The sequence below is a fragment of the Luteibacter sp. NPDC104163 genome (assembly GCF_055584245.1).
In genome coordinates this window covers 78,128-94,158 of the sequence record NZ_JBVJMK010000013.1, presented here as the reverse complement: position 1 = coordinate 94,158, position 16,031 = coordinate 78,128, and the positions used below count along the sequence as shown (strand labels likewise).

14 protein-coding genes are annotated in these 16,031 nt (G+C 67.4%); 10 read left to right on the top strand and 4 right to left on the bottom strand.

Annotated features, from left to right (window positions below; all coding sequences use genetic code 11):
• Window positions 1-36: 36 nt before the first annotated feature.
• Complete coding sequence (locus ACZ6YI_RS15885) at window positions 37-657, top strand: response regulator (protein ID WP_440328643.1); 621 nt, start codon at window positions 37-39, stop codon at window positions 655-657.
• Window positions 658-662: 5 nt separating this feature from the next.
• On the opposite strand, the gene ACZ6YI_RS15880 is transcribed toward ACZ6YI_RS15885, so the two are convergent.
• Window positions 663-1,634, bottom strand: coding sequence for a GlxA family transcriptional regulator (locus ACZ6YI_RS15880; protein WP_465779511.1), 972 nt, complete (start codon window positions 1,632-1,634; stop codon window positions 663-665).
• A 135-nt stretch (window positions 1,635-1,769) separates the two neighbouring features.
• On the opposite strand from ACZ6YI_RS15880, the gene ACZ6YI_RS15875 reads away from it, so the two are divergent.
• The 3 genes from ACZ6YI_RS15875 to bla all read left to right on the top strand — a co-directional run bounded on the left by ACZ6YI_RS15875 (window position 1,770) and on the right by bla (window position 5,944).
• Window positions 1,770-3,986, top strand: a complete 2,217-nt coding sequence (locus ACZ6YI_RS15875) for a TonB-dependent receptor family protein (protein ID WP_465779510.1) — start codon at window positions 1,770-1,772, stop codon at window positions 3,984-3,986.
• Window positions 3,986-5,071, top strand: a complete 1,086-nt coding sequence (locus tag ACZ6YI_RS15870) for a PepSY-associated TM helix domain-containing protein (protein ID WP_465779509.1) — start codon at window positions 3,986-3,988, stop codon at window positions 5,069-5,071. The genes ACZ6YI_RS15875 and ACZ6YI_RS15870 overlap by 1 nt, the downstream gene beginning before the upstream one ends.
• Before the next feature lie 63 nt (window positions 5,072-5,134).
• On the top strand, window positions 5,135-5,944 hold the full coding sequence (bla, locus tag ACZ6YI_RS15865) for a subclass B3 metallo-beta-lactamase (RefSeq protein ID WP_465779508.1): 810 nt from the start codon (window positions 5,135-5,137) through the stop codon (window positions 5,942-5,944).
• 87 nt (window positions 5,945-6,031) lie between these two features.
• On the opposite strand, the gene ACZ6YI_RS15860 is transcribed toward bla, so the two are convergent.
• Entirely contained in the window at window positions 6,032-6,928 is an 897-nt protein-coding gene (locus tag ACZ6YI_RS15860; protein WP_465779507.1) for an acyltransferase, read from the bottom strand.
• A gap of 31 nt (window positions 6,929-6,959) precedes the next feature.
• Window positions 6,960-9,563 (bottom strand): DNA ligase D, encoded by a 2,604-nt coding sequence (gene ligD / locus ACZ6YI_RS15855; RefSeq protein ID WP_465779506.1) that lies wholly within the window; start codon window positions 9,561-9,563, stop codon window positions 6,960-6,962.
• 130 nt (window positions 9,564-9,693) lie between these two features.
• On the opposite strand from ligD, the gene ACZ6YI_RS15850 reads away from it, so the two are divergent.
• The 5 genes from ACZ6YI_RS15850 to ACZ6YI_RS15830 all read left to right on the top strand — a co-directional run bounded on the left by ACZ6YI_RS15850 (window position 9,694) and on the right by ACZ6YI_RS15830 (window position 14,026).
• Window positions 9,694-11,379: a copper resistance system multicopper oxidase gene (locus tag ACZ6YI_RS15850; RefSeq protein WP_465779505.1), complete on the top strand. Its 1,686-nt coding sequence runs from the start codon at window positions 9,694-9,696 to the stop codon at window positions 11,377-11,379.
• A complete protein-coding gene (locus ACZ6YI_RS15845; protein WP_465779504.1) occupies window positions 11,376-12,323 on the top strand; it encodes a copper resistance protein B in 948 nt (315 codons plus the stop codon). The genes ACZ6YI_RS15850 and ACZ6YI_RS15845 overlap by 4 nt, the downstream gene beginning before the upstream one ends.
• A gap of 69 nt (window positions 12,324-12,392) precedes the next feature.
• On the top strand, window positions 12,393-13,298 hold the full coding sequence (locus tag ACZ6YI_RS15840) for a LysR family transcriptional regulator (RefSeq protein ID WP_465779503.1): 906 nt from the start codon (window positions 12,393-12,395) through the stop codon (window positions 13,296-13,298).
• A 60-nt stretch (window positions 13,299-13,358) separates the two neighbouring features.
• Window positions 13,359-13,508 (top strand): hypothetical protein, encoded by a 150-nt coding sequence (locus ACZ6YI_RS15835; protein WP_440324865.1) that lies wholly within the window; start codon window positions 13,359-13,361, stop codon window positions 13,506-13,508.
• 38 nt (window positions 13,509-13,546) lie between these two features.
• Window positions 13,547-14,026, top strand: a complete 480-nt coding sequence (locus ACZ6YI_RS15830; RefSeq protein WP_465779502.1) for a VOC family protein — start codon at window positions 13,547-13,549, stop codon at window positions 14,024-14,026.
• Between the two features lie 101 nt (window positions 14,027-14,127).
• Here ACZ6YI_RS15830 and ACZ6YI_RS15825 read toward each other — a convergent pair whose 3' ends face one another.
• Window positions 14,128-14,991 (bottom strand): SDR family oxidoreductase, encoded by an 864-nt coding sequence (locus ACZ6YI_RS15825; RefSeq protein ID WP_465779501.1) that lies wholly within the window; start codon window positions 14,989-14,991, stop codon window positions 14,128-14,130.
• Between the two features lie 103 nt (window positions 14,992-15,094).
• On the opposite strand from ACZ6YI_RS15825, the gene ACZ6YI_RS15820 reads away from it, so the two are divergent.
• A complete protein-coding gene (locus tag ACZ6YI_RS15820; protein ID WP_465779500.1) occupies window positions 15,095-15,988 on the top strand; it encodes a LysR family transcriptional regulator in 894 nt (297 codons plus the stop codon).
• The last annotated feature ends 43 nt before the right edge of the window (window positions 15,989-16,031 follow it).

Genomic DNA, 16,031 nt, shown 5'->3' with positions numbered 1-16,031 from the left:
CGATACTCGCCCCCACGACCTTGCCACCATCGTGCCATGCCCACCATCCGCATCATGACTGTCGACGATCACCCGCTCCTGCGCGAGGGGATCGCCGCCGTGCTCGAAGGACAGACGGGGCTGCAGCTCGTGGCCGAGGCGAGCACCGGCGAGGAGGCGATCGAGCGTTACCGCACGCTGCGCCCCGACCTCACCCTCATGGACCTGCAGATGCCGGGCATGGGTGGCATCGCCGCGATCGAGGCGATCCGCGCCGAGTTTCCCGATGCGCGCATCCTCGTGCTCACGACGTACCGCGGCGATGTGCAGGCATTACGTGCATTCCGCGCCGGCGCGCAGGGTTACCTGCTGAAAAGCGAGCTGCGCAAGGACATGCTCGCGACGATCACCCAGATGATGGACGGCAAGCGCCGCGTGCCCGACGAGATCGCGCATGAGATGGCCGGCCACGCGAACGATGATGAGCTGACCCCACGCGAGACCCAGGTGCTGACCCACGTCGCCACCGGCGCGGCGAACCGCGACGTTGCCGCCTTGCTCGGCATCGCCGAGGAAACCGTCAAGGCGCACATGAAAAGCATCCTGGCCAAGCTGCAGGCCAATGACCGCACGCACGCGGTCGCGATCGCCCTGCGCCGCGGGATCATCGAGCTCTAGGCCATTCAATCCCGCGCGTGGGCGTAGCGCTTGCGGTAATCGGCGGGGGTGACACCCAGCCGGCGCATGAAGGCCCGGCGCAGGCCGTTCGCATCGGCGTAGCCCAGCTTCGCCGCGACGCGCTTGGGCGTGTCGTGGCCTTCCTCGAGCCAGCGGCGTGCCGCCTCGACGCGCATGTTCTCGACGAACTCCGCGGGGGTCATGCCGACTTCGCGGTGGAAGACCCGGGCGAAGTGGCGCGGGCTCATGCCGGCGCGCGCGGCCATGTCGGCCACGGAATGATCCTCGCCCGGATGGGCCGCGACGTAACGCTGCAATTCCTGGAGCGCGCCCCGTCCCGCCGGTGCCGCCTCGCCGTGGCGGCTGAACTGCATCTGCCCGCCTGGCCGGCGGTAGAACAACACCAGCTCCGCCGCGACCGCCATGGCCACGTCGCGGCCGAGGTCTTCTTCCACGAGGGCAATAGCCAGGTCCATGCCCGCCGTGACGCCGGCCGCGGTGCAGACCGGGCCGTCGCGCATGACGAAGGCATCGGCCTCCACGCTCAGCGTGGCGTGGCGGCTCGCCAGCAGTTCGGCGACCTTCCAGTGGGTGGTGACGCGCCGTCCGTCCAGCAGGCCAGTCTGGGCGAACAGCAGGGCGCCGCTGCAGATCGAGCCATACCGGCGCGCGCGGGTCGCATGCAGGCGCAGCCAGTCCAGCGTATGCAGGTCGGTCGCGGCGTGGGGCAGGTCCGGCGAGCCAGCCACCAGCAGGGTATCCAGCGTGGGGATGTCGTCCTGGGTGCTGCGATCGGGCAGGAAGCGCATGCCCGACGAGGAGGCCACGGCGAGAGGTGCGGTGCCGACGGTCAGCACCTTGTAGACCTCGCGGCCCGTCTGCCGGTTTGCCTCGGCGAACACGTCCGCCGGGCCGGACACGTCCAGCATCTGGACCCCCGGTGGGGCGACGATGACGATGGCCAGCGGCATGGGCATGCGCGGATTATGGCCGGATTCGACCTGTTGCGCCAATTGCAGCCGTATTCGCGCCCTATACCATGATGTATTTGATCTGATAATCAGTCGTATTTACGATTAGCACCTTTCGCTCGATCCAAAAGGCTGCTGTCGATGTCCCTCCGCCCCACCGTCCTCGCCCTCGCGCTGGCCGCCACGTTCGCCGCGCCGGCCGTATTCGCGCAGGACGCCACCCCGCCGCCCGCCCCCACCAACCTCGAGGGCGTGAAAGTCGTCGGCGACTGGCTGGGCGATGCGCAGCAGAACACCGTGCAGAACCACCCCGGCGCCCGCACCGTCGTCCGCCGCGAGACCCTGCGCGAGGCTGGCGCGACGAACCTGCGTGATGCGCTGCGCATGATCCCCGGCGTGCAGGTGCAGGAGAGCAACGGCACCGGTGGCAGCGACGTCTCGCTGAATGTCGGCGTGCGCGGCCTTACCTCGCGCCTCTCGCCGCGTTCCACCATCCTGCTCGACGGCGTGCCGCTGGCGGTGGCCCCTTACGGGCAGCCGCAGGTCTCGATGGCCCCGGTCGGCCTGGGCAACCTGCAGGCGGTGGACGTGGTGCGCGGTGGCGGCTCCGTGCGCTACGGGCCGCAGAACGTCGGCGGCATCATCAACTTCGTGACGCGTGATATCCCGGAGACCTTCGGCGGCAGCGCCGGCGTGCAGTTCCAGGGCAGCGAGCACGGTGGCATCCGCACCAACAGCAACCTGTTCCTCGGCGGCACGATGCAGAACGGCCTCGGCCTCGCCCTGCTCTACAACGGCCTGCATGGCCCGGGTTACCGCGAGCACGAGGATAACGAGAGCATCGACGACGTGATGCTCAAGGCGAAGTACGCGATCACCAGCGAAGACACGCTGACCGGCAGCATCCACCATTACGACGGCCAGGCCGGCATGCCCGGTGGCCTCACCCAGGCGGATTACGACGCGGATCCGTTCCAGTCGCGCCGCCCGTATGACGATTTCCACGGCCGCCGCACCGACTACGTGTTGAAGTACAGCCACGTGGAGGATCGCCGTTCGTTCGAGGTGCAGTCGTACTACTCCGACAGCTTCCGTGGCAGCCACATCGAGACCATCACCGAGAATCCGAACGGCAGCTACGCGCACCAGCTCATCGCTTACCCGCGCAATTACCACGTGTTCGCGATCGAGCCGCGTTACTCGCAGCTGTTCGACTGGGGCCAGGTGACGCACGAGATCGGCGTTGGCTACCGCTACACCAACGAAGCGATGCACGAGCAGACCTTCCGCAACAACAAGTACAACTCCAGCCTCTGGTACACGCCGTTCACCGGCGACCCGTACAACGGCCCGTATGTCCTCTCCGGCAACAACACCGGCAGCAACGAGGCGCACGCGCTGTACATCGACGACACGATCAACGCGGGCGACTGGACGATCACGCCGGGCCTGCGCTACGAGCGCATCCGCAGCCAGTGGCAGGCGCACCCGAGCAGCACCGTGATCATGAAGGGCCCCACGGCGCGCCGCGAGAATTACTCGAAGCCGCTGCCGTCGCTGAACGTCATGTACCACCTGAGCGAGGCGTGGAAGCTGTATGCCAACGCGGAAACCTCGTTCGGCTCGCTGCAGTACTTCCAGATCGGCCAGAAGGATTCCACCGGCCAGTTCGCGCAGGGCCTCGAACCCGAGCTGGCGCGCACGTACGAGATCGGCACCCGTTACGACAGCAAGGCGTGGGGCGGTGAAGTCAGCCTGTTCCGCATCAACTTCGACCACGAGCTGCAGCTGGTCGGCAAGCTGCCCAACGTGCCCGATTCGTACGAAGGCTGGACCAGCCTGGGTGCGACGACGCACAAGGGCATCGAAACCTCCGCGCACCTCGACTTCGGTTCGTTCGCGGATGCGCTCGACGGCCTGACCCTGTGGGGCACGGCCACGTACACGCATGCCTTCTACAAGCATGGCTCGTTCGCCGGAAGGGATCTGCCGTTCTACTCGCGGCGCACGGCGAACCTCGGCCTGCGCTATAACATCGCCGCGTGGACGTTCAACCTCGATGCGTTCTCGCAGTCGCGCCAGCATTCGCCCGGCTCCCCGAGCTTCGATCCCGCGCATCCGACCGAGTACGTGACCGAGCCCTCCGCCGATGGCGATCTCGGCAACATCCCGGGCTGGACGACATGGAACGCGCGCGGTGAATACGCGTTCGGTCCCTCGCTGTCGAACCTGCGCGTCGGCGTGGGCGTGAAGAACCTCTTCGACCGCCGCTACTTCACGCGCAGCACCGACAACAACGATGGCCTTTACGTCGGCATGCCGCGCACGTACTTCGTCCAGGCCTCGGTGGACTTCTGATGACCCCTCGCCCGCGCCGTTTCCGCAGCACCCTGAAGACCCTGCACCTGTGGCTGGGCCTTTCCCTTGGCCTGTTGCTGGCGCTGGTGACTCTTTCGGGCAGCGTGCTGCTTTGGGAGCAGCCGCTGTTCGCCGCAGGGCATCCCGAGCTTGCGTCGCGGCCCCTGCCTGACCTGGCGACGCAGGCGCGTTCGCTGGAAACCGTGCTCGCCTCGAAGGAAGCGAAGGGCCTGCGTGGCCTCTCGCTCCCCGACGCGGAACTGCCTGTATGGGAAGCCCAGGCCCGCGGCGGCGATCGCTTCTACTTCGATGCGACCACCGGCGAGAAGCTTCTGGTGCGGCACAAGAGCGGTGATGGCCTGCTGACCCTGCTCGACTGGCATACCCACCTGCTGACGGGCGAGGTTGGTGAAACGGTGTTGGGCGTCGTCGCGATCACCGGGTTATTCATGCTGTTCTCGGGCGTGTGGCTGTACTGGCCGGGGCGGTCGCGCGCGCTGAAGCACCTCAAGCCGCACGCCAATCCGCCCGTATTGCGCTGGGCAAGCTTCCATCGCGCGGTCGGCGTCATTGCCCTGCCCCTGCTGATCGTGATGATCGGCACGGGCACGACCATGGCTTACCGCGGCGCGGTCCGTAACGGGCTGACCGCGGCGTTCGGCGAAAAGGCTCCAGCGAAGCCTCCGAAGACCGCACCCGTCGACGGCCCGGTGGACTGGGCCGCCGTGCTCGCCGCCGCGCAGGCGGCCGCGCCAGATGCGGAGATGACCCGCCTGACCCTGCCGGGCAAGGACACCGGCACGATCACGGTGCGCGTGCGCCATGCCGGTGAGTGGAACCTCGCCGGGCGCAGCATGGTGTTCATCGATGGCCACGACGCGAAGGTGATCGGCGGCGTCGATGCCACGAAGCTAGGCACGGGTGGCCGCCTGTCGGACGCGCTGTTCCCGATCCATTCCGCAGCCGTGGGCGGCGTGGCCTGGCGCGTGGTGGCGTGCTTCACCGGCCTGCTGCCGAGCTTCCTGCTGGTTACGGGGTTCCTGTTCTGGCGAGCCCGCAGGCGCCGCCCGCTTTCTGCCAGATAACAGGCCCCAACGCGGCCGGCCGCCGCCGCTAAGCTGCGCATCCACATCACGGGGGAATACCCAATGCGCCGCACCCTGCCCTTGCTCGCCGGCCTTATCGCCCTGCCCGCCTTCGCGGCGTCGCCCACCGCGCCCGTGAAGGAGTGGAGCGAGCCTTCGCCGCCCCACGTGATCTACGGCAACACGTACCAGGTCGGCACGAAGGGCCTCTCCTCGATCCTCATCACATCACCGCAGGGCCACATCCTCATCGATGGCACCTGGACCGGTAACGCGCCCCTGATCGAGGCGAACATCCGCAAACTCGGCTTCCGCGTCGAGGACATCAAGCTCATCCTCAATTCGCACGCGCACCACGACCACGCGGGCGCGATCGGCCAGCTGGCAAAGGACAGTGGCGCCACGGTGCGCGCGACCGCGGCAGGTGCGAAGGCCATGCGCCTCGGCGGCAAGGACCCGGATGATCCGCAGTACGAAGCCGACTTTAAGGATGCCTACCCGGTATTCCCGGTCACCGGCGACATCGTCGACGGCAGTGTGGTCACCGTCGGCCCGCTGAAACTCACGGCGCATATCACCCCCGGCCACACACCCGGCGGCACGGCATGGACCTGGGACGCCTGCAAAGGCAGCGCGTGCAAGCACATTGCGTATGTCGACAGCCTGTTCGCGTTCTCGTCGGCTACGTATCGGTACACCGACCATCCCGCGTTCGTCGCCGAATACCGGAAAACGTTCGACCGCGTCGCGGCGCTACCGTGCGACATCCTGGTAACGCCGCACCCCGAGCAGGGTGAAGGGAAGACGTGCGCGATTTACGCGCAATCCGGCCGCGACCGCCTGGAAGAGAAGCTGAAAGACGAGGCGAAATAGCGCTGTTGTGGGAGCGCGCTTGCGCGCGATGGAGGTTGCGACAAGCACCCATCGCGTGCAAGCACGCTCCCACACGTCCGTCGCGAATTACGACGGCCTTGCCAGGCTTTGCGCGATGCGCTCGTCCTTTTCCGTCCACAGCTCGTTGATCCACGCCTGGAAGCGCTCGCGGAACGCCGTGTCGTTTTCGTAATCGCCGCGCATGCTGTCCAGGATGGGCAGCTTGCGTACGTGGATGCGGACCTCGCGGATGCGCCCGGCGATCATGTCCATCATGCTGCCGGCGCCGTCGGGATACACGATGGTGACGTCGAGCATGTGGCGAATGGCGTCGCCCATCGCGTCGATGACGAAGGCCACGCCGCCGGCCTTGGGCCGGAGCAGGTGCTGGTACGGAGACTTCTGCGCGTCGTGCTTGGCCTGGGTGAAGCGGGTGCCCTCGGTGAAGTTCATGATCGCCACCGGCACATGGCGGAACTTCTCGCACGCACGGCGCGTGGCATCGCGGTCGCGCGATTTCAGCTCGGGACGGCGCTCGAGCTCCTCGCGCGAATGGCGCTTCATGAACGGGAAATCGAGCGCCCACCACGCCGGGCCCAGCAGCGGCACCCAGATGAGCTGGCTCTTCAGGAAGAAGCGCATGAACGGGATGCGCCGGTTGAACACCTTCTGCAGGGCAGGGATATCGATCCAGCTCTGGTGGTTGCAGACCACGAGGTAGTTATCCCGCGGCGTGAGGCCGTCGACGCCCTCGACAGTCCAGCGCGTGCGGGTGAAGGCGCCCCACAGCCAGGCGTTGACGCTCAGCCAGCTCTCCGCGATCCGCACGAGCGCGCCGCCACAGGCGTCGCGCAGTGAGCGCACGGGCAGCACGAGGCGCACCAGCGTCAGCAGGAACAGCGGCAGCACGTGCAGCACCGTGTTCACCAGCAGGAACAGGCAGGCGAGGGGGACACGGAGGAACACGGGTAGCGAGGCGAACATGCGGGAAAGGCCGTATGAGATTTCGACCAGTTTACAGGCCCAGCCGCTCCACCACGTCATCCAGGCTCTGGCGCACCGAGTCGATGCCTTCCCAGGGATCCTTCTTCTGCCGGGCCAGGCGCTTAGGCACCGTATGGATGTTGAAGTCCGCGCCGGATTTGAGCTTGCCGAGGTCCTCCCAGCGCAGCGGCACCGCTACCGGTGCGCCCGCGCGGGCGCGCAGGGAATACGAGGCCACGGCCGTTGCACCACGGCCATTGCGCAGGTAGTCGAGATAGATCTTGCCGCCGCGCACCTTCTTCGTCGCCGTCGCGACGAATTCCAGCGGATGGGCCTGGGCAAGGGCTTCGGCGAAGCCCCTGGCGAACGTTCGGACGGTGTCCCAGTCCGCGGCGGGCGCCAGCGGCACGACGATATGCAGGCCTTTGCCGCCCGTGGTGCGCACGAACGAGGTCAGCCCCAGCTGCTTGAGAAAATCCCTAACCATGCGCGCCGCCGCCACCACGCGAGACCAGGCCACGCCGTCGCCCGGGTCCAGGTCGAAGATCACCCGGTCGGCCGCATCTGGTGTTTCCACGTGCGAGCCCCAGGGATGGAATTCGATGGCGCCGAACTGCACCAGTTCCATCAGCCCGGTTTCGTCCTTCGGATACAGGTAAACGGCCTGCGCACCGGTTTCTTCCTTGAGTTTTGCCGAACCCACATGCTTGAGGCCCGAGATCATGTGCTTCTGGAAGAAGCAGTGCTCGCCGATGCCGCCGGGGCAGCGCAGCATGGGCATCGGCCGGTCGGCGATCGGGGGCAGGAACCAGGGCATCACCGCCTTGTAGTAGTCAGCGACGTCCTGCTTGGTGATGCCGTCGTCGGGGTAGACCACGCGGTCGGGGTGGGTGATGGTGATGTCGTTCGCGGCCATGGGTGGGTCCTTGGCGGGCCGTCGGGAGGTGGGCGTTTCAGCGGAAGCGGTGGCGCGGCCTGTTGCCTTGGGGCGAACGGCGTCGCGCACAGGGTGCGCTCCTACGGGCGTGGCGCGGTCGCTGTCGCGGAGGTCTTTGGGGCTCTTGTCGGGGCGCAGGGTTTTCAGGCTGGGCTGGCGCAGGAGGTTCTGGTTGCCGATGCCGCGGTAGTAAACCTCGGCGACGACCCTGGGCTCGACCCATAGCGCGCCGCGGAGCAGGGGATCGATGCCGTCGAGCGGTACCGGTGGTTTCTTCGCCCCGCCCCTGGCCAGCGACTTGCCCAATTCGCGCAACATCTCGTCGGTGAAGCCCGTGCCGACGCGGCCGACGTAGGTCCAGCGTCCCTTCGCACCGGGCTTCGCCAGCAGGAGCGAGCCGAACGACACGCGCGAACCTTTCGCTGGCGTGTAGCCGACTACCGCGAACTCGTCGGCCTCCAGCCGCTTGATCTTCAGCCAGTCATCGTTGCGGCCGCTGTGGTATGCGCCGTCGGCGCGCTTCGAGATGATGCCCTCGAGTTTTTCCTTCATCGCCATGGCGAACACCGCGTCGCCATCGCCGACGTTGTGGCCGCTGTAGCCGAGGTGGGATGGCGCGTGCGCGAGCAGGCGTTCGAGCAGCGCCTTGCGGTCGGCCAGCGACGTGCGCGACAGATCCATGCCCTGGAAGAACGGCATATCGAACAACATGTACACGAGCGGCGCCTGTGCCTCGCCCGATAAGGTCTTCTGCAACGCGTTGAAGTCGCTGCGACCCTGCGCGTCCACCGCGATGAGTTCGCCATCCAGGCGCGCGCTGTCGAGGCCGAGCGCTTCAACGGCCTGCACGATCTCGGGGATGCGCTCGTTCCAGGGCAGGGCGTTGCGCGACCACGTCTCGACCTCGCCGTTGGCGATCCCAGTGAGGATGCGGTAACCGTCCCACTTCACCTCATGCAGCCACTGCTCGCCTTGCGGCGGTGTCTCGCGCAGGCGTGCGAGTTGCGGTGCGAAGAAGGCCGTCGAGGGCTTCCCCTTCTTCGCGCCGGCAATGGCCGCTGCGGCCTTCGTCAGCGTGGCGACCGGCACGCGGCGCCCCTTCGGCGCGGCCTTCTTACGTGCGGTGCTCTTCTTCGCCGCGGCCTTCGTTGCAGGGGTTTTGGCGGCACGCCGCGTGCTCTCGCGCATCTTCGTATCCAGCAGGTCGTCCGCTTCGACATCGCCGGCGTAGGCGTCGTCGGCCTTGATCAGGAACCACGCAGGCTGGCGCTCCTTCCTGCCGCTGCGGACAAGATGCCATGCGCCCTTCAGCCGCTTGCCGAAGAGCTCGAAGCTGAGGTGGCCCTTCTGCAACTGCGCCTCGGCGTCGCCCGTCGTCGACCAGACGCCGCGATCGAACGTGTCGACATGGCCCTTGCCGTAGCCGTGTTCGATATCGCCTTCGAAGTCCGCATAGGCGACAGGGTGGTCTTCCACTTCGACGGCGAGGCGCTTCACCTTCGGGTCGTAGCTCGGGCCCTTCGGCACGGCCCAGCTGCGCAGTACATCACCGACCTGCAAGCGGAAATCGAAGTGGCGGCGCGAGGCGTGGTGCAACTGCACGACGAAGATCGCGCGGCCACCGCGCGCGCTGCCCTCGGGCGCGGGTTCGCGCGTCCGGGTGAAGTCGCGCTTCTTCCGGTAGTCCTGCAGGCTCATGCTCGCGATGATTGGCGGGTGGCGGTGAACAGGCCGTGCAGCCCGCACGGAGCCTGATCCAGAGTTGTCGGGCGGTGCGGGGCCTCGCTACGCTCGGCATCCCGTCACGCCCACCGGATCCTCGCACGCCATGCACGGCCGCCGTCTTGCCCCGTTCGATCCCGCGCGCCGCCGCTTTGTCCAGGGCCTGGCGGTTGCCGGGGTGGGCCTGGCCGCAGGTGTCGTCCGCGCGGGCCAGCCCGACCGGGCCATGCCGCGCATGGCGGCGTTGCAGGGCCCGGCCTTCCGGCTCGCCGTGCGTGAGGCGGCTGTCGACTTCACGGGGCGCGCGCGCAAGGCCGTCACGGTGAACGGAGGCGTGCCCGGCCCGACGCTCCGCTGGCGCGAGGGCGACGATGTCGTGATCGCCGTCGAGAACCAGCTCGATAGCGTGACCTCCATCCACTGGCACGGACTGGTCGTGCCGGCGAGCCAGGATGGCGTCCCGGGCCTCAGCTTCGACGGCATCGGCACGCGCAGCACGTTCACGTACCGCTTTCCCGCGAAACAGGCGGGTACCTACTGGTACCACGCACACAGCCGGTTCCAGGAACAAAGCGGCCTGTATGGTGCCATCGTGATCGAGCCTGCGGGTGGCGAACGCTACCCGGCCGATCGCGAGCACGTGATCCTGCTCAGTGACTGGACGGATGAAGATCCGGAGAGCGTGTACGCGAAGCTGCGCACGCGCTCCGACATTTACAACTACGGTCAGCCGACGCTGGCCGGCTTCCTTCGCGACGCGCGCGAGAAGGGCTTCCACGACGCAGTGGCGATGCGCCGCATGTGGAACCAGATGCGGATGAACCCCACCGACCTCGCGGATGTTTCCGGCGCGACCTATACCTATCTCGTGAACGGCACCGCGCCCGCAGGCAACTGGACGGGCGAGTTCCGGCCCGGTGAACGCGTGCGACTGCGCCTCATCAACGGCTCGTCCAATTCGATCTTCGACTTGAGCATCCCGGGCCTGCGCATGCAGGTGGTCGCGGCGGACGGGCAGGACATCGTGCCGGTCGACGTGGACGAACTGCGGCTGTCGGCGGCGGAGACGTACGATGTCATCGTCACGCCGACGGACGACCGCGCGTACACGCTGTTCGCGCAATCGATCGATCGCTCCGGCTACGCGCGCGCCACGCTCGCGCCCCGCGCGGGCATGCAGGCCGCCGTGCCCGCACTCGATGCGCGTCCTCGCCTGGCCATGCGCGACATGATGGGTTCCATGGCGGACGACGCCACCGATGGCGACATGGTCATGGCGCACCATGCGAGCACGGAGTACGGGCCGAACACGGACATGCACGTCGACATGCCGCGCACGAACCTCGACGATCCCGGTGTCGGGCTGCGCGACCGCAAGCACCGCGTGCTCACCTACGCCGACCTGCACACGGTCGGTGGGCCCATCGACACGCGCGAGCCAGGACGTACGATCGAGCTGCACCTCACCGGCAACATGGAGCGTTTCGCGTGGGGCTTCGATGGGCAGAAATATTCCGAGGCGAAGCCGGTCCACTTCCGCCAGGGCGAACGCCTGCGCGTCACCCTGGTGAACGACACGATGATGAACCACCCCATCCACCTGCACGGCATGTGGAGCGAGGTGGAGACGCCCGACGGCGCATTCCAGGCACGCAAGCACACGGTGAACGTGCAGCCGGCGCAGCAGGTGAGTTACGCGGTGACGGCGGATAACCCGGGGCGCTGGGCGTTCCACTGCCACATGCTGTTCCACATGGAAGCGGGCATGTTCCGCGAAGTGGTGGTGTCGTGAAGCGCGCGTGGCTCGTCGTCGCCTTGTGGCCCTTCGCCGCGGCTGCGCAGGAGATGCCTGCGATGAGCGGCATGGACCATGCGGGCATGCATCACACCGATACGCCACCCGCGGAGCCAGCTGCGCCGTCCCCGGTGCAGGACCCGCATGCAGGCCATGCCATGGGTGACATGCCGGCGATGCATGACATGGGCAGCATGAAGATGGGCCCGATGCAGGGTGGTTCGGCGCCGGCGGATGCCCGCAACCCGGATTATTCCGACGGTATCGCGCCATCGGCCATGCACGGGATGGCGATGCATGACATGGATGACACCGCGCCCAGCGCCACGCTGTTGCTCGATCGGCTGGAAGCGTTCGCGGGGCAGGGCGGTCACGGCCAGTCGTGGGAAGCCGAAGGCTGGTACGGGAATGACGCAAACAAGCTGTGGCTGCGCAGCGAGGGCGAACGCGAGGATGGCCGGCCGCGCGATGGCGACGTGGAGCTGCTCTGGAGCCACGCCGTCGCGACCTTCTGGGACACGCAGCTCGGCGTGCGCAGCGATTTCGGCGAAGGCCCGAAGCGCCAGTGGGCGGCGTTCGGCCTGCAGGGGCTCGCGCCGTACTGGTTCGAACTCGAGGCGACGGCATATGTGGGGCAGGGCGGCCGCACGGCGGCGCGCGTGCGCGCCGAGTACGAACTGCGGATCACGCAGCGCCTGATCCTGCAGCCGGAGCTCGAAGTGAACGCCTACGGCAAGGACGATGTGCGGCGCCAGCTGCGCTCCGGCATCTCGTCAGCGGAGGGTGGCCTCCGCCTGCGTTACGAGTTCACGCGCACGTTCGCGCCGTACGTCGGCGTGGCCTGGGAGCACCTGACGAGCGGTACCGCCGACCTCGCCGCGGAACAGGGCCGGCGGATTACGGACCGGCGCTGGGTGGCGGGCGTCCGGGTCTGGTTCTGACCCCGCCAGTTATTGACTGGAGCGCGTGACCGGCGGATCGTTCGTGACATACGCTCACGAGTCGCCACCATGTCCACCGACAGCCGCCTGCTCGGCAACCTCAGCGTTCTCGTTGCCGTCGTGGAGACAGGCAACTTCGCCCGCGCCGCCGATGCCCTGGGCCTTTCGCCTTCCGGGGTAAGCCGCGCGATCGGCCGACTGGAGGCGCGGCTCGGGGTGCGCCTGCTGCAGCGAACCACGCGCTCGGTCCACCTCACGGACGAAGGCGAGCGCCTCGTCGCCCAGGTCGGGCCGTTGCTGTCGGGCATCGAGGAAGCCGCGATTTCCGCCGCCGGCGATTCGCAGGCCGTGCGTGGACGGCTACGGGTCAGCCTGGACCCGATGTTCTCGCGGCTGGTCGTCGCACCAAGCCTCACGGGGTTCCTCGCGGAGCACCCGCAACTGGAGATCGAGATCGTCACCCGCGATGACATCGGCGACCTGATCGCCGAGGGTATCGATGTCGCGGTGCGTTTCGGCGTGCCGGAGTCGTCGTCGTTGGTGGCGCGCAAGCTCCTGGATACGCGCGTGCTGACGGTGGCTGCGCCGGCGTACCTCGCCGCGCACGGTACGCCACGCGCGCCGAAAGACCTGCTGGCTCACCAATGCCTTCAGTTCCGCGACCCGGTGACCCGCCGTCCGTTCGAGTGGGAGTTCCACCGCCGCGGCAAGGTCACCACCGTCGATACGACGGGTCCGATCCTCGTCACCGATTCGGCGACGATGTACGGGCTGTGCGTGGCGGGCGCCGGTATCGCCCAGGTCCTGGAAGTGAGCGTCCGCGACGCGCTGGAGGACGGCCGCCTGGTGGAGCTGTTTCCCGACCATGCCGAGGAAACCTTTCCGCTTTACGCGTTCTACCCCACGCGGCGTCACGCCCCGCCCAAGGTGCGCGCTTTCGTGGATTTCTGCGTCGCGCTCGCCCGCCGGGCGTGAACATCGCGTTTACGTGCGCGGTGGTTTGCTCATGGGGGCCACTTACCGGGGAGCGCCACCATGTCGCCTCGCGAAACCTACGATGACCCCACGACCGGCTCCGGCGATCCCTCGCACGGCCAGCCGCCCGGCCCCGTCGAGCCGGTGAACACCGGTTCCGGCGATCCGCAGCACAAGCGCGAGGGCGATGTCGAAAACGGCGAGGCCTGATCGACGTAGGGGTAGACACCACCACGAGGGAGCCTGCCATGAGCCGTCCGTTCCGCCGCATCACCCCGTTCCTCTGGTTCGACACGCAGGCTGAAGAGGCCGCGAATTTCTACACGTCGATCTTCCCGAACTCGCGCATCACCTCCGTCACGCACTACACGAAGGAATCCTCGGACGCCTCCGGCCGGCCCCAGGGTTCGGTGATGACGGTGAACTTCGAACTCGATGGCGAACCGCTCACCGCGTTGAACGGTGGACCCATCTTCAAGTTCAACGAGGCGCTCTCGCTGGTCGTGTATTGCAAGGACCAGGCGGAGATCGACCACTTCTGGGAGAAGCTCTCCGCCGGCGGCGACCCCAAGGCCCAGGCCTGCGGCTGGCTCAAGGACCGCTACGGCCTGTCGTGGCAGATCTGCCCCGAGGATATCGATGAGCTCGCGAAGAGCCCGAAGGCGATGGCCGCACTGATGCACATGACGAAGCTGGACATCGCCGCGCTAAAAGACGCGGCGAAGTAACGCTTTGCTGGGAGCTTGCATCGAAATTTGTGGGAGTGAGCTTGCGAGCGATGTGCTCGCGAAAGAGCATCGTTCGCAAGCTCACTCCCACAAGTCGGCACTTACGAACCAACCACCTCGCGGACAAACGCCGCATACGTCCGCGGCTCGCGTCCCAGCAGCGTCTGCAACGTGCCGTGTGCCGCCGGCTTCGCACGCATGCCATCGCGGTGGAAGCGCGAAAGCATCAGGCGCAGGTCGTAGGCAGCCCATGCCGGTGCGCGCTCGGCGATCGCCGCCTCGGCCGCATCCAGGTCATCGCCGAGGTAGCTGACGTCACGGCCGAGCGCTTCGGCCCACACCTTCGCGGCCGAGGCGCCGGTGAGTGCTTCCGGACCAGCGATCTCGATGACTTCACGCGGCAGCGGACCCGCGGCGCGCGCACGGCGCAACAGGGCCGCGGCGGCAATGTCGGCGATATCGCGGACGTCGACCATCTCGATGCCCGCGTTGCCCAGCGCCATCGGGTACACGCCGTGCGTCGCGGCATCTTTCAGCGCGGCATCGTTCTGCATGAAGTACGAAGGCCGCAGCACGGTGGCCGGAAGATCGAACTGCTCGATCATCCGCTCGATCGTGTACTTGACGGTGAAGTGCGGTACGTCGGTGAAGGTCTCCGCATTCAGTACCGAGAGATACACGAAGCGCTGGATCCCTGCGTCGCGGGCGAGCGTCAGCAGGGTGAGGCCCTGGTTGAGTTCGTCGGGCGTCACCGGGTTCAGCACGAACAGCGTATCGACCCCGGCCAGCGCGGCGCGGATGGCGTTGGGATCGGATGCCTCGCCGCCCACGGCACGAATGCCGGCGGGGCCGCGGTAATCGTCGGGACGACGGGTGAGGGCGCGCACATCGGCGCCGGCGGCGGCGAGGCGTTCAATGACGGCGGAACCGACCGAGCCGGTGGCGCCAGTGACGAGGATGCTCATGGGTGACTCCTGTGTGGGGTGGAATGTGCACAGGTTGCGCGTCTCGCATGCGGTACGATAGCCAGCGAAACGGGACACGTCGTCTCGCTAGTGAGACACCGCCATGGATCTCCTCGCCCTGGCCGATTTCAGCGCCGTGGCCACCCACCGGGGCTTCGGCGCCGCCAGCCGTGCCACCGGGAGGCCCAAGGCCACGCTTTCGCGCCGGGTGCGTGAACTCGAGGACGCCCTGGGCGTGCGCCTGATCGAGCGCGGGGCGCGGCCGTTCCGCCTCACGGAGGAGGGCAGCCTGCTGCATGGTGAGACGGCGGGCATGCTCGGCCACATCGACAACGTCGCCGCGGACCTCGCCGCGGGCGCCGGCGGTCCACGTGGCCGCCTGCGCATCAGCGTCCCGGTGCTGTTCGCCCAGCGCGGCGTCGGGCGGCTCGCTGCACGCTATGCGGCGCTGTATCCCGCCGTGGATCTGGAAGTGGTCGCCGACGATCGTTTCGTCGATCCCCTCGCGGAAGGCTTCGACCTGATCGTGCGGGCGAATCCCAAGCCGACCACGGAACTCGCGGGTCGCTGCTTCCTGCGCGATGGGTACATCGTCGCGGCACCACCTGCACTGACCCGACCGCGTGACGGCGAAGCATTCCCCGCCGTCGTCCTCCCGGCAATGGCACGCAGCGACACATGGCGTGTGATCGATGAAAAAAAGCGCATGACGATCGCGCCACGCACCGTGCTGCGCCTCTCGTCGATGGCGATGGTCTACGACGCGGTGCTGGAAGGCGTGGGTGCCGCGATGCTTCCGGCATCGCTGATCGCCGGTGACATCGCGAGTGGCAGGCTCGTCAGCTGGGGCCATATCGAAGGCGGCACGACCGAAGTGTGGGCGCTGTATCCACCGCAGCGCCATGTCGCGCCCAAGGTCTCCGCGTTCGTGAACCTGCTGGTGGAACACTTCAAGGACGCATCGCCGTCGCACTTCCAGGAACTCACGTTGACATGATGCGACGTTGCAGGTGAAAGTCGAGCGTCATGCCATCGCGGGG

Excerpts from the sequence above, each read along its gene's own strand:
- ACZ6YI_RS15885 (WP_440328643.1), top strand. The coding sequence starts at position 37 with ATGCCCACCATCCGCATCATGACTGTCGACGATCACCCGCTCCTGCGC.
- ACZ6YI_RS15880 (WP_465779511.1), bottom strand. The coding sequence starts at position 1,634 with ATGCCCATGCCGCTGGCCATCGTCATCGTCGCCCCACCGGGGGTCCAG.
- ACZ6YI_RS15875 (WP_465779510.1), top strand. The coding sequence starts at position 1,770 with ATGTCCCTCCGCCCCACCGTCCTCGCCCTCGCGCTGGCCGCCACGTTC.
- ACZ6YI_RS15870 (WP_465779509.1), top strand. The coding sequence starts at position 3,986 with ATGACCCCTCGCCCGCGCCGTTTCCGCAGCACCCTGAAGACCCTGCAC.
- bla (WP_465779508.1), top strand. The coding sequence starts at position 5,135 with ATGCGCCGCACCCTGCCCTTGCTCGCCGGCCTTATCGCCCTGCCCGCC.
- ACZ6YI_RS15860 (WP_465779507.1), bottom strand. The coding sequence starts at position 6,928 with ATGTTCGCCTCGCTACCCGTGTTCCTCCGTGTCCCCCTCGCCTGCCTG.
- ligD (WP_465779506.1), bottom strand. The coding sequence starts at position 9,563 with ATGAGCCTGCAGGACTACCGGAAGAAGCGCGACTTCACCCGGACGCGC.
- ACZ6YI_RS15850 (WP_465779505.1), top strand. The coding sequence starts at position 9,694 with ATGCACGGCCGCCGTCTTGCCCCGTTCGATCCCGCGCGCCGCCGCTTT.
- ACZ6YI_RS15840 (WP_465779503.1), top strand. The coding sequence starts at position 12,393 with ATGTCCACCGACAGCCGCCTGCTCGGCAACCTCAGCGTTCTCGTTGCC.
- ACZ6YI_RS15835 (WP_440324865.1), top strand. The coding sequence starts at position 13,359 with ATGTCGCCTCGCGAAACCTACGATGACCCCACGACCGGCTCCGGCGAT.
- ACZ6YI_RS15830 (WP_465779502.1), top strand. The coding sequence starts at position 13,547 with ATGAGCCGTCCGTTCCGCCGCATCACCCCGTTCCTCTGGTTCGACACG.
- ACZ6YI_RS15825 (WP_465779501.1), bottom strand. The coding sequence starts at position 14,991 with ATGAGCATCCTCGTCACTGGCGCCACCGGCTCGGTCGGTTCCGCCGTC.
- ACZ6YI_RS15820 (WP_465779500.1), top strand. The coding sequence starts at position 15,095 with ATGGATCTCCTCGCCCTGGCCGATTTCAGCGCCGTGGCCACCCACCGG.